This window comes from Actinomadura rupiterrae, assembly GCF_024172125.1.
GTDB classification, from domain to species: Bacteria; Actinomycetota; Actinomycetes; order Streptosporangiales; family Streptosporangiaceae; genus Spirillospora; species Spirillospora rupiterrae.
The window spans coordinates 362,072-374,323 of the sequence record NZ_JAMZEA010000003.1; the positions used below are offsets into that span (position 1 = coordinate 362,072).

Consider the following 12,252-nt stretch of genomic DNA (forward strand, 5'->3'; position numbering starts at 1 on the left):
GATCAAGGAAGCGGTGGGATCAGGCGGACACCGGGGTCAGGTGTGATCTGGAGGCACCTAACCGCCCCTTTGCCGACAATCTCGATTAGTGCCCGACCGCACCGGGGAAGCCACTACGCGGAGTGAATATTCCCGCACCAGAAGTGCCTTCGGGGGTTTCTGTGACGACACATCGACGGCTGCCCGCGAGCGCCGCGGCCAGGGGCTCCGCCGCCGCGCTCGCCACCGGGTTCGCGGTGGCGGCCGTGCTCGCGCTCGGCTCCGGTCCGGCTCTGGCGGACCACGAGCCCGGCCACCACGTCCACTCCTCCGGACACCACCCCTGCCCGCCCGCACCCCCGAGGGACAAGGGCCTGGGAGGCGGTGCGGTCCATGGCGGGGCCGCGGCGAAGCCCGCGAAGTGCCCGCCGCCGGTACTGGACGACCCGCCCGGCAAGAAGTGACCCGGCCCGCGCGAGGCCGGGGTCCCACGGACTAATCGGGGATGCCCCATTCGGCCGGTCGACGCCGCCCGCGGACCGGCCGGGAAGCCGCCCGGCGCCCGCGCGCCGGGCGGCTTCCGCAGCTCTTCCGCCGTTCCGGGGAACCCCGCAGGCTAGGGTCGTGGCATGTCGAGTTCCGATCGCCTGCTGCTGATCCTGCACATCGGGTTTGCGATCTTCACCCTGGGACCGCTGACCGCCGCCACGATGTCCACCCCGCGCTACATCCGCAAGCGGGACGTGACGATCCTGCGGTACCTGAACCGGACGACGGCGATCTACGCGTTCGGCGCGCTGGGCGTGTTCCTGTTCGGGCTGTTCCTGGCCAAGGGCGACTTCGCCAAGTTCTGGCTCTCGGCGTCCATGACGCTGTTCGTCGTCGGGCTGGTGCTGCTGTTCATCGTCGAGCGCGACCAGCGCAAGGCCCTCAAGCTGCTGGAGGCCGCCGCCGCGCCCGCACCGGAACCGGCCGAGGCGGCAGAGGACGGCGAGAAGGACGAGCCGGCGGCCGAGTCCGGCGCGTCCGGCGACATCGCGGCCGTGGAGCGCGGGCGGATCGCCGCCTTCTCCGGCGTGATCGCGCTGATCTGGATCGTCATCCTGGTCATGATGGTCTGGCACTGACCACCAGTCTGGCACTGACCACCAGGGGCGTCCGCGCCGCTCAGGCGGTGCGGGCCTTCAGCCAGGACAGCAGCGCCGGGTAGACGGTCGGGTCGACCATCAGGCCCATACCGTGCATGGCGCCCGGGACGGTCCGGACCGTGGCCGGCACGCCCGCCACGCGCAGCGCGCCCGCCAGGGCGGTGCTGTGCGTCACCGGGACGAAGTCGCGGCTGCTGTGGAAGAGCAGCATCGGAGCGTCGCCGCGCGAGACGTGCGCGGCGGCGTTCGCGTCGTCCAGCCGGTCCCAGCAGCCGGGGACGGGCCCGGCCGGGACGCAGCCGACCAGCTTGGCGACCGCGCCGCGCAGCTTGCGCTGGGCCGCCGTCGCGTCGGGGTTCCCGCCGTCCTGGTAGGCCAGGTAGGGCGTGTTCACCGGAGACAGCGCGACCACGCCGCGGACCCGCTCGGCGCCCTCGCCCAGCGTCCCGACCTGGGTGGCGAGCAGCCCCCCGGCGGACGACCCGACGACGGCGATCCGCTTCGGGTCGAGGTTGACGGACTTGGCGTGCTTGCGGACGTACTCCAGCGCGGCGACCGAGTCGTCCCGCTGGGCGGGCCAGCGCGCGGTGGTCGCGAGCCGGTAGTTCGGCGCGATCACGGTGAAGCCCTGCGCGGTCAGGCGGCGCGCGAAGTACTTCCAGCCGCTCTTGTCGCCCTCCAGCCAGTAGCCGCCGTGCAGCAGCAGGACGCCGGGGCGCGGCTTGGCCTTCTTGTCCTTGGGGTTCGCGGGCTGCCAGTAGACGTCCACGCGCTGCCGTGCGTCCTTGCCGTAGGCGAAGGTGTGCGTCTTGGGCAGCTTGGGCGTGACCATGACTGCCTTGCCGGTCACGTTCGCGCTCGGGTCGGCGTCCGGTGTCGTGGACGGCGTCGTCGGCCCGGACGGCCCGGTCGAGGGCGCGCCCGTCGGCGACCCGGACGGCGTGCCCGTGGCGGACTGGGTGCCGTCCGGCCGGGTCGGGGACGGCAGCGTCGGCGGGGACGCGGGCCCGACGGTGGAGCCGGGCGTCGGCAGCGGGGCCGCGCCCGCGCTGCCCGGAACCGATGCGGCGGACACGCACACCGCGGCGAACGCCGCACCGCCGACCAGAACTCTGCGCACTCCAACCCCTTTCGGACACCCGCTTCCGGGCGATCCCGGGCACATCATACGACTTTGATCATCATCGCAGGCGTCCCCCGCGCCGCCCGCCCACCGAACCGCTCCCCTACCTGCCCGAACGCCCCAGGGGAGCGCTGCGCGCGGAGGACCCGGCCCGGTGCGTCCGGCCGGCCGGGTCCTCCTGGCTCCTGCGGGTCAGGAGAGGGCGTGCTCCAGGTCGGCGATCAGGTCGGCGACGTCCTCGATGCCGACGGAGAGGCGGACGAGGTCGGCCGGGACCTCCAGCGGGGAGCCGGCGGCGGAGGCGTGCGTCATGCGGCCGGGGTGCTCGATCAGCGACTCGACGCCGCCGAGCGACTCGCCGAGCGTGAACAGGGTCGTCCGCTCGCAGATCCGGACGGCGTCCTCGGCGGACCAGGCGCGGAAGGAGATCATCCCGCCGAACCGCTTCATCTGCTTGACCGCGACGTCGTGGCCGGGGTGGTCCGGCAGACCCGGGTAGAGCACCTGCTTGACCGAGCGGTGCGCGACGAGCATCTCGACGATCTTCTCGGCGTTGTCGCAGTGCCGGTCCATCCGGACGCCGAGGGTCTTGATCCCGCGCAGCGTCAGCCAGGAGTCGAACGGCCCGGCGACCGCGCCCATGGCGTTCTGGTGGAAGGCCAGCCGGTCGCCCAGCTCGGCGTCCTGGACGGCCAGGGCGCCGCCGACGACGTCGGAGTGCCCGCCGACGTACTTGGTGGTCGAGTGGACGACGATGTCGGCGCCGAGCGCCAGCGGCTGCTGGAGGTAGGGCGAGGCGAAGGTGTTGTCGACCACCAGCAGCGCGCCGCCCTCGTGCGCGATCGCGGCGAGCGCGGCGATGTCGGACACGCCGAGCAGGGGGTTGGTCGGGGTCTCCACCCAGACGATCTTGGTGTCCGGGCGCATCGCGGCCCGCACGGCCGACAGGTCGCCCAGCGGGACGGGGTCGTAGGAGACGCCCCAGGGCTCGGCGACCCTGGCGAACAAGCGATAGGTGCCGCCGTAGGCGTCATTCGGGATGACCACGTGGTCACCGGGGCGCAGCAGGGTGCGCAGGATCGCGTCCTCGGCGGCGAGCCCGGACGCGAACGCCAGCCCCCGCGTGCCGCCCTCGATCGCGGCGAAGCACTCCTCCAGCGCCGTGCGGGTGGGGTTCGCGGAGCGTGAGTACTCGTAGCCCCCGCGGAGCCCTCCGATGCCGTCCTGCTTGTAGGTGGAGACCTGGTAGATCGGCGGGACGACGGCGCCGGTGGTCGGATCCGGCTCCTGCCCGGCGTGGATCGCCAGCGTCTCGAACCCCTGCTGAGGGACGTTGCCCTGCGGAACCTCGTTGTCCATAGGCACGAGGTTATCCACCCGCGAACCCTCCCAGAGGATGAGGCCATCCCCCCCAGGTATGGCCTCCCATTTCGACACACCGGGTGACCAAATCCGGGCGGGGGATCTCTACTGTTTGAGAGGTAATCGCGACGCTTGACCTCACCGCGTCTCCAGACCTCACCACTCACCGCCCTACCTGAAGGACGCTTGCATGTTCGCACGGCTCGCGCGCTTCGTCGTGAGACATCCGTGGTACACGATCGTGGCCTGGTTGATCATCGGCGCTCTGGTCGTCTTCCTCGCCCCCGGGGCGAAGAAGAAGTCCGACCAGAAAGACTTCATGCCCTCGAAGTACGAATCGATCCAGGCCGCGAAGGTACTGTCGGAAGCCTTCCCGCAGCACGCGGACGCCACGGCGTTCGTGGTGGTGAAGCGGACCGACGGCGCACCCATCACCCCGGCCGACAGCGCGAAGGTGGCCGCGGCCGCCAAGACGCTGACCGACAAGCACTACAAGCGGGTCCAGGGCTTCATGGCCGGCCCGCAGACGGTGGCGCCGAACAAGGCGGTCCAGGTCATCAGCGTCCCGATGTCGGGCACCGACAGCAAGGCGCAGAAGGACCAGGGCCAGGCCATCAAGGACATGCGCAAGGACCTGCCGTCCGCGCTCGGGTCCGGCCTGACCGCGAAGGTCGGCGGTGACACCGCCGCCTTCACCGACAACGAGAAGTCGTTCCAGCAGTCGTTCGCCATCGTGTCGGGCGCGACCTTCATCCTGATCATCGGCCTGATCCTGCTGATCTTCCGGGCGCCGATCGCGGCGTTCCTGCCGATCCTGGTGATCATGCTGACGGAGGTCGTGACGACCAAGCTGATCGGCGCGGCCTCGCACCTGCTGAACTTCTCGACCGACGACAGCCTCCAGATCATCCTGACGATCGTGCTGTTCGGCGTCGGCGCGGACTACTACCTGTTCGTCCTGTTCAGGTTCCGCGAACGGCTGCGGCTCGGCGAGGACCGCAAGACCGCCCTGATCAACGCGGTCGAGCGGGTCGGCGAGGTCATCACCTCGGCCGCCGCCGCCATCGCCGCGACGTTCCTGGTGCTCATGCTCGCCTCGTTCGGCCTGTTCGCCGCCTGGGGCCCGTCCCTCGCCATCGCCGTCGTCGTCATGGGCATCACGGCCCTGACCCTCGTCCCGGCGCTGCTGTCGCTGCTCGGCACCGCGACGTTCTGGCCGTCCAAGGCCTGGAAGAAGCAGCCGAAGGCGCGCGCCTCGGTCAAGATCGGCGCGCTGGTCGGCGGCAAGCCGCTGCTCGTGGCCCTCGGCACCGGCGCGATCCTGGTCGTGCTCGCGGTGGGCGCGTTCTCCTTCAAGTCCGACTACGACTTCCAGTCCGGGTTCCCGCAGAACACCGAGTCCGCCCAGGCGGGCAAGGACATGCAGAAGGGCTTCCCGCCCGGCCTGACCACCCCGGTCCAGGTGCTGCTGAAGTCCACCGACGGCGGCACGGTGTCCAAGGCCGAGGTCGCGCAGTTCCGCGAGAAGGCCAAGTCGCTGCCCGGCGTCGGCACCGTCCAGCCCGAGGTCCGCAACGCCAAGGGCGACGTCGTCCGGGTCGACCTGCTGCTCAAGCAGAACCCGAACGACAACTCGGCGATCACGCTGGTCAAGGACAAGCTCGGCCCGGCGGCGCACCAGATCACGCCGCAGGGCACCAAGATGTACGTCGGCGGCGCGACCGCGATCTACAGCGACATGAACAAGGTCGTCAACCGCGACCTGTCGGTGATCCTCCCGGTCGCCGCGGCGCTGATCGCGCTGATCCTGCTGGCGCTGCTGCGGTCCATCGTGGCCCCGCTCTACCTGGTCCCGGCGGTGCTGCTCGGCTTCGCCGCCACGCTGGGCTCGGCGGTCTACATCTTCCAGGGCCTGCAGGGCAAGGAAGGCGAGATCTTCCACCTGCCGATCATGCTGTACCTGTTCGTGCTGGCCATCGGCACCGACTACAACATCCTGATCACGGCACGGCTCCGCGAGGAGGCCAAGGAGGGCCACCACCCGCGCCGCGCCGCCGCCCTGGCCGTCCAGCACAGCGGCCCGACGATCGCCGCCGCCGGACTCATCCTGGCCGCGACCTTCTCGGTGATGCTGCTGGCCAAGGTGTCGATGCTGCAGCAGATGGGCTTCTCCATCGCCATGGGCATCGCGCTCTCGGCCTTCGTGATGGCGATGTTCCTGGTGCCGTCCATCACCGCCCTGCTGGGCCACAAGGCCTGGTGGCCGGGCCACGGCGACCGGGCCCGCAAGGCCCCGGCCCGCCAGGCCCCGCCGCAGGACCCGATGGCCGACAACCCGTACGCCCCGACGGGCAGCCGCTACTAGACGTCGGGACGCGCGCCGGGACTATCCAAGCCGCCCACACCCCCCGGCGCGCGCCCCGACCCAAAGGGGAAGACGACAAGGCCCCGGAACCACCAGGTTCCGGGGCCTTGCCGCATCCATGCTCAGCTCAGTGGGCGGCTAGGAAGGCGATGAGGTCCTGGCGGGTGATGAGGCCCTTGGGCTTGCCGTCCACGAGGACGACCGCCGCGCCGGACTTCTCCAGGATGGGGACGGCCTTGCTGACCGGCTCGCCCGAGCCGATGGTGGGCAGCGGCGCGGACATGTGCGACTCGACCGGCTCGGAGAGCCGGCCCCGGTCGCGGATCAGCAGGTCGAGCAGGTCGGACTCGCTGACCGAGCCGACGACCTCCGCGGCCATGACCGGCGGCTCCTCCTTCATGACGGGGAGCTGGGAGACCTCGTACTCGCGCATGATCGCGACGGCGGTCTGCACGGACTCGTGCGGGTGGGTGTGCACGAACTCGGGCAGCGTGCCGCCCTTGCGGGTGAGCACCTCGCCGACCGTGGACTCCTCGGTCGGGGCCGACAGGAAGCCGTAGTTGCTCATCCAGTCGTCGTTGAAGATCTTGGAGAGGTAGCCGCGGCCGCCGTCCGGGAGCAGGACGACGATGACCGCGTCGTCCGGGGCCTCCTCGGCGACGCGCAGGGCGGCGACGACCGCCATCCCGCAGGAGCCGCCGACCAGCAGGGCGTCCTCGCGGGCGAGGCGCCGGGTCATGGTGAAGGAGTCCTTGTCGGACACGGCGATGACCCGGTCGCAGATCTCGCGGTCGTAGGTCTCGGGCCAGATGTCCTCGCCGACGCCCTCGGTGAGGTAGGGGCGGCCGGACCCGCCGGAGTAGACCGAGCCCTCGGGGTCGGCGCCGACGATCTGGACGCGGCCGCCGGACACCTCCTTGAGGTAGCGGCCGGTGCCGCTGATCGTCCCGCCGGTGCCGATGCCCGCGACGAAGTGCGTGATGCGGCCCTCGGTCTGCTCCCAGAGCTCCGGGCCGGTGGTCTCGTAGTGCGAGCGCGGGTTGTTCGGGTTGGTGTACTGGTTCGGCTTCCAGGCGTCCGGGATCTCGGCGGCGAGCCGGTCCGAGACCGAGTAGTAGGAGTCCGGGTGCTCGGGCGAGACGGCGGTCGGGCAGACCACGACCTCGGCGCCGTAGGCGCGCAGCACGTCGATCTTGTCCTTGGCGACCTTGTCCGGGCAGACGAAGACGCACCGGTAGCCGCGCTCCTGCGCGACGATGGCGAGCCCGACACCGGTGTTGCCGGAGGTCGGCTCCACGATCGTCCCGCCGGGCCGGAGCTCGCCCGACTTCTCGGCGGCGTCGATCATCCGGACCGCGATGCGGTCCTTGACCGACCCGCCGGGGTTGAAGTACTCGACCTTGGCGAGCACCTGCGGCCCGTCCGGCCGGGTGTGGCCGCGGGTCACGTTCCGCAGCCGGACCAGCGGCGTGTTGCCCATCAGTTCGACGAGCGAGTCATGCACCTGCATCGCGACGTCCTTGTCGTGATCAACAACGATGTGAAACCTGGATGACATCCCGTTGCGGCAATGTTTAACCGCTATAGGCGGGAATGCGGTTTCGGATAGATTTCGGTTCCCGACGGTAGCCCAGATCGGCGTGGCCGGGCATCACCACCCTATGGGGATGGGAGTCCTGTTCGGACGGGGGGTGACTGACGATGTTGAGAGCGCTGACCGCTCGGCGCGTCGCCACGGCGGCCGCGTACGGCGGCGGGGGGATCACGGCACTCGGCGGGATCACGGTGGGCCTGGTGATGGCGGAGGTCCGGCTGGCGCGCCGCATCATCCAGGCGACGCCGAACGGTGACCCTCCCCACGTGGACGGCCTGTACGGCCGCGGCCTCCCCGGTGAGCCGCTCTCTTTCGCGATGCTCGGCGACTCCACGGCGGCGGGGCTGGGCGTCCACACCCCGGACGAGACGCCGTCCGCGCTGCTGGCGGACGGCCTGTCGGCGATCTCCGGACGGCCCGTCCGGCTGGTGAACGTGGCCGTGTCCGGGTCGCGGTCGGAAGCGCTGGCCGGGCAGGTCGAGCAGGTCCTCGCCGCCGCGCCGGACATCGCGGTGATCATGATCGGCGCGAACGACGTGACCTCGCGGGTGCGCGCCGCCGACGCCGTCCGGCACCTGGCCGGGGCGGTGGAGCGGCTGCGCACGGCGGGCTGCGAGGTCGTGGTCGGCACCTGCCCGGACCTCGGCTCGGTCAAGCCGCTGATGCAGCCGCTCAAGTGGGTGGCCCGGCGGGCGAGCCGGCAGCTGGCCGCCGCGCAGACGATCGCCGTGGTCGAGCGCGGCGGGCGGTCGGTGTCGCTGGGCGACCTGCTCGGCCGCGAGTTCGCCGCCGACCCGGCCGGGATGTTCAGCGAGGACCGGTACCACCCGTCCGCGCGGGGCTACGCGGCCGCCGCGATGGCCCTGCTGCCGTCGATGGCCGCGGCCCTGGACCTCGATCCCGACCTGGACGAGATCCTGCCGGACGCGCGGCGCGGCGAGGGCGTCCTGCCCGTCTACCTGGCCGCCGCCGAGGCCGCCGAGAAGGCCGGCACCGAGGTCGCGGGAACGCGCGTCGCGGGCCGGGACCGGGGGCCGCGGGGCCGGTGGGCCACGCTCCTGCGGCGCGTCCGCCGGGCACCGGCCGAGCCGATGGCGGACTCCAGCGCCGCATAAGGGCGGTCAAGGAGATTTTGCGAAAGCGCCTCCGCAGCGTGTTCACGCTGCTACGTTCCGCATGGATCGGTATGTCCGGCGTGGGGAGCGGGGGACGCCATGGGCGCGTGCGGGGTGCGGAAGGCGCGGTGGGTCGGTGCGGCGGCGATGTGCGCCGCGCTGGCCGGGTGTTCCAGCGGCGGGAACGACGCCCTGGGCGCCCAGGGCTGGTCGGCGCCCGGGCTGGACGTGGTGAGCAAGGCCGCCGTCGGCAACGGCATCGCGGCCGTGACGGCCCTCCGGACGGACGGGACGCTCGAAACCGACACGTTCGACCTGGCCAGAGGCAAGCGGCTGTGGGCCAAGCCCGCCGCCATGCGCGGCCGGACGCCCGATCAAGGCGTCCAGCCGCCCGCGGTGTCCGGACGCGTCGTCGCGGCGGTCGAGCCGCAGGGGCAGGGCGCGGTCCTCGTCGCACGCGACGCGCGGACCGGCGCGCTGCGCTGGACCCGGGACGTCCGGACCACGTTCGGCCCGCAAGCCTGCGGCCCGATGCTCTGCCTGGCCGAGCGGACGGCCGATGCGGACGCCCGTTTCGTCGCGCTCGACCCGTCCGCCCAGGGCAGGGAGCTGTGGCGGATGGACGGCGTCGCCGAGGTCGAGTGGGCGGACGCGTCCCGCGTGATCGTCTTCCGCATGGCGAAGCACCCGGCCCTGGAGGCGCGCGACCTGCGCAGCGGCCGGGCGCTCTGGTCCCTTCCCGTCGAGAACGCCGTGGGGAACGGCGTGAACCTCTCCGGCGGCTGGGCGTTCGGCTCGCTCGGCGACACGCTCGTCGGCTACCTCGGCCCGCACCAGACCGGGCGCGGGCAGCCGCTCACCTCGTTCGGGTTCTTCGCCGTCAGGGCCGCCGACGGCGCGCTGACCTGGTCGCGTCCCCGGCTGCTGCGCGTTTACCCGAGCGCCAGCCCGGCGGTCGCGCTGATCGCGCGGCAGGTCACGCCGGCGGGCGGGTACGGCGGCTTCGAGCAGGTCGACCCGCGCACCGGGCGGACGGCCGTGACGCTCCCCGCGGACCGCGCGCCGCGCTCGTCCTGGTGGCTGTCGCTGCCGTCCGACCTGGCGCAGCTCGGCTTCCTGACTCCGGACCGTCCGGGCCGCGCGGTCGCGCTGCGCGACGCCGCGCCGGTCCCGGCGCACGGGTTGCGGATGTGGTCGTTCTGCACGGTCACGCCGTCCACGCTGAAGATCACCGGACGGCCCGGCTTCTACCCGGTCGCCCCGCTGTGCGCCTTCGACCTGGGCAGCGGCCGCCGGATCGGCGACCCGGGCGCGCCGCCCGGCTGGTACACCGGCGCGACCGACGGCTGGCGCGTCTGGCGGGACGAGTCGGGCACCCTGCACGCCCTGCACGACGCCCGCGGCACCGCCCCCGGCATGTACGGCCCCTGACCGCCGACCATGCTCCGGCCCTCGCCCTGGCCCGCGCCCGCCCGGCGACGACCGTGTCCGTCTGGTCTCGGCTGAGTATTCGGGCGGGGTGTCCGCGCACTTCGGGACAACGGGTTCGCGCCGCGCGGGACCCGGCGTGTACGCGCCTTCCGGCAGCGGCTACATTGCGGAGGTGACCGGCGAGTAACCCAGGTACCGAAGGCCGGTACGAGACCGGACCGGAAGGTCCCGCAGAACAGGGAGTCACGCAATGCCCGAGGCAGTCATCGTCGCCACCGCGCGTTCCCCCATCGGACGGGCCTTCAAGGGGTCGCTGAAGGACCTGCGCCCGGACGACCTCACCGCGCGCATGGTCGAGGCGGCCATGGCCAAGGTCCCGCAGCTCGGCCCGGACCAGATCGACGACCTGCTGCTCGGCTGCGGCCTGCCCGGCGGCGAGCAGGGCTACAACATGGGCCGCGTCGTGTCGGTGCTGCTCGGCTGGGACAACGTGCCCGGCGCGACGATCACCCGGTACTGCTCGTCCTCGCTCCAGACCACCCGGATGGCGCTGCACGCGATCAAGGCCGGCGAGGCCGACGTGATCGTCTCGGCCGGTGTCGAGATGGTGTCGCGGTTCGCCAAGGGCAGCTCCGACGGCCTGCCCGACACGCAGAACCCGCTGTTCGCCGGGGCCGAGGCCCGCACCGCCAAGCGCGCCGAGGGCGGCGCCGAGGTGTGGTCCGACCCGCGCGAGCAGGACGAGCTGCCCGACGTGTACATCGCGATGGGCCAGACCGCCGAGAACGTCGCGGCGAAGTACGGCGTGACCCGCGAGGCGCAGGACCACTTCGGCGTCCGCTCGCAGAACCTCGCCGAGAAGGCGAACGAGAACGGCTTCTGGGCGCAGGACATCACCCCGGTCGAGCTGCCGGACGGCACGGTCGTCAGCAAGGACGACGGCCCGCGCGCCGGCACCACCTACGAGAAGGTGTCCACGCTCCAGCCGGTGTTCCGGCCGGACGGGACGGTCACCGCGGGCAACTGCTGCCCGCTGAACGACGGCGCCGCCGCGGTCGTCGTCATGAGCGACACCAAGGCCGCCGAGCTCGGCATCACCCCGCTCGCGCGGATCGTGTCGACCGGCGTGTCCGGCCTGTCCCCCGAGATCATGGGCCTCGGCCCGGTCGAGGCGTCCCGCAAGGCCCTCGCCAAGGCCGGGATGAGCATCGGCGACATCGACCTGGTCGAGATCAACGAGGCGTTCGCGGCGCAGGTGCTGCCGTCCGCCGAGCAGCTCGGCATCGACATCGACAAGCTGAACGTCAACGGCGGCGCGATCGCGGTCGGCCACCCGTTCGGCATGACCGGCGCGCGGATCACCTCCACGCTGCTGAACAGCCTGAAGTTCCACGACAAGCAGTTCGGCCTGGAGACGATGTGCGTCGGCGGCGGCCAGGGCATGGCGATGGTGGTCGAGCGCCTGTCCTGACGGTCCGTACGGCATCCGTGAGGCATCCGTGCGGCATCCGTGCGGCATCCTCGCGGCGGTCCTGGTGGGCGTCGTGCGGACGGTCTGACGGTCGGGAAGGCTGATCGTCCGGCCGCATGATCACTAAGCGTCATCCCAGCGTGGCCCGGGTTTGCAGGGACAACCCGGGCCACCTGCGCGTTCGGGGCGAGTATCGCTTTACGAAGGATCTACGTTACGTGATGGATAGGTCCCCGTTAGGGGGTTGTCACATCCGGGTCCGTGTTGCACAGTCGGCTGAAGAGCCCCGCGACATGGAGGTGCCTATGTCACTGAACCACTCGTCGGAGACGCACACCAAGCTCATCGCACGCATCCCGCAAGTCACAGGACGTGACATCCCCGAGTGGTTCACCACCATCGAGAACGGTCCCTCGTTCCTGCGCTGCGACGAACGCACGACGTGGCTCGCCGCGGAACACGGACTCTCCCACGGCTACGCCGCCGCCCTCGTGCGCGAGCACGAGCGGACGCGGCGCGCGCGCCACTACTGAAAGGCCGCGTGTCGCGAGGCGGCGCCCTTTCGCTCGTCGCCGCCACAACTGAAGAGCTTCGCGGGAACCGGCCACCGGACAGCCCCCGCTGTCGCGCCGCTGCGCGTGCGCGATCGTGGCGCGGAGTTCCC

Annotated in this window: 10 protein-coding genes; 7 read left to right on the top strand and 3 right to left on the bottom strand. The window is 71.7% G+C overall.

Annotation, left to right across the window (positions count from 1 at the left end):
- Positions 1–161: 161 nt before the first annotated feature.
- The gene (locus FHU30_RS10470) at positions 162–443 is read left to right on the top strand and encodes a hypothetical protein (RefSeq protein ID WP_253874483.1); all 282 of its coding nucleotides are present in this window, start codon (positions 162–164) and stop codon (positions 441–443) included.
- Between the two features lie 165 nt (positions 444–608).
- Positions 609–1,106 (top strand): hypothetical protein, encoded by a 498-nt coding sequence (locus tag FHU30_RS10475; RefSeq protein ID WP_253874485.1) that lies wholly within the window; start codon positions 609–611, stop codon positions 1,104–1,106.
- A 40-nt stretch (positions 1,107–1,146) separates the two neighbouring features.
- Here the strand turns inward: FHU30_RS10475 and FHU30_RS10480 are convergent, their stop codons facing one another.
- Both FHU30_RS10480 and FHU30_RS10485 read right to left on the bottom strand, forming a co-directional pair.
- Positions 1,147–2,247: an alpha/beta fold hydrolase gene (locus FHU30_RS10480; protein ID WP_253874487.1), complete on the bottom strand. Its 1,101-nt coding sequence runs from the start codon at positions 2,245–2,247 to the stop codon at positions 1,147–1,149.
- A 195-nt stretch (positions 2,248–2,442) separates the two neighbouring features.
- The gene (locus FHU30_RS10485) at positions 2,443–3,609 is read right to left on the bottom strand and encodes a cystathionine gamma-synthase (protein WP_253874489.1); all 1,167 of its coding nucleotides are present in this window, start codon (positions 3,607–3,609) and stop codon (positions 2,443–2,445) included.
- Positions 3,610–3,802: 193 nt separating this feature from the next.
- Between FHU30_RS10485 and FHU30_RS10490 the strand changes: the two genes are divergently transcribed.
- Positions 3,803–5,977, top strand: coding sequence for an MMPL family transporter (locus FHU30_RS10490; protein WP_253874491.1), 2,175 nt, complete (start codon positions 3,803–3,805; stop codon positions 5,975–5,977).
- Positions 5,978–6,104: 127 nt separating this feature from the next.
- Here FHU30_RS10490 and FHU30_RS10495 read toward each other — a convergent pair whose 3' ends face one another.
- Complete coding sequence (locus FHU30_RS10495) at positions 6,105–7,487, bottom strand: cystathionine beta-synthase (RefSeq protein WP_253874493.1); 1,383 nt, start codon at positions 7,485–7,487, stop codon at positions 6,105–6,107.
- A 191-nt stretch (positions 7,488–7,678) separates the two neighbouring features.
- Between FHU30_RS10495 and FHU30_RS10500 the strand changes: the two genes are divergently transcribed.
- The 4 genes from FHU30_RS10500 to FHU30_RS10515 all read left to right on the top strand — a co-directional run bounded on the left by FHU30_RS10500 (position 7,679) and on the right by FHU30_RS10515 (position 12,121).
- Complete coding sequence (locus FHU30_RS10500; RefSeq protein WP_253874495.1) at positions 7,679–8,686, top strand: SGNH/GDSL hydrolase family protein; 1,008 nt, start codon at positions 7,679–7,681, stop codon at positions 8,684–8,686.
- A gap of 99 nt (positions 8,687–8,785) precedes the next feature.
- Positions 8,786–10,117 (top strand): outer membrane protein assembly factor BamB family protein, encoded by a 1,332-nt coding sequence (locus tag FHU30_RS10505; protein ID WP_253874497.1) that lies wholly within the window; start codon positions 8,786–8,788, stop codon positions 10,115–10,117.
- Positions 10,118–10,367: 250 nt separating this feature from the next.
- Complete coding sequence (locus tag FHU30_RS10510) at positions 10,368–11,588, top strand: acetyl-CoA C-acetyltransferase (RefSeq protein WP_253874499.1); 1,221 nt, start codon at positions 10,368–10,370, stop codon at positions 11,586–11,588.
- 305 nt (positions 11,589–11,893) lie between these two features.
- A complete protein-coding gene (locus FHU30_RS10515) occupies positions 11,894–12,121 on the top strand; it encodes a DUF4287 domain-containing protein (RefSeq protein WP_253874501.1) in 228 nt (75 codons plus the stop codon).
- Positions 12,122–12,252 lie beyond the last annotated feature (131 nt).

What these genes read in the sequence shown, in the direction of transcription:
- FHU30_RS10475 (WP_253874485.1), top strand. Translation starts at nt 609, where the DNA reads ATGTCGAGTTCCGATCGCCTGCTGCTGATCCTGCACATCGGGTTTGCG.
- FHU30_RS10485 (WP_253874489.1), bottom strand. Translation starts at nt 3,609, where the DNA reads ATGGACAACGAGGTTCCGCAGGGCAACGTCCCTCAGCAGGGGTTCGAG.
- FHU30_RS10490 (WP_253874491.1), top strand. Translation starts at nt 3,803, where the DNA reads ATGTTCGCACGGCTCGCGCGCTTCGTCGTGAGACATCCGTGGTACACG.
- FHU30_RS10495 (WP_253874493.1), bottom strand. Translation starts at nt 7,487, where the DNA reads ATGCAGGTGCATGACTCGCTCGTCGAACTGATGGGCAACACGCCGCTG.
- FHU30_RS10500 (WP_253874495.1), top strand. Translation starts at nt 7,679, where the DNA reads ATGTTGAGAGCGCTGACCGCTCGGCGCGTCGCCACGGCGGCCGCGTAC.
- FHU30_RS10505 (WP_253874497.1), top strand. Translation starts at nt 8,786, where the DNA reads ATGGGCGCGTGCGGGGTGCGGAAGGCGCGGTGGGTCGGTGCGGCGGCG.
- FHU30_RS10510 (WP_253874499.1), top strand. Translation starts at nt 10,368, where the DNA reads ATGCCCGAGGCAGTCATCGTCGCCACCGCGCGTTCCCCCATCGGACGG.
- FHU30_RS10515 (WP_253874501.1), top strand. Translation starts at nt 11,894, where the DNA reads ATGTCACTGAACCACTCGTCGGAGACGCACACCAAGCTCATCGCACGC.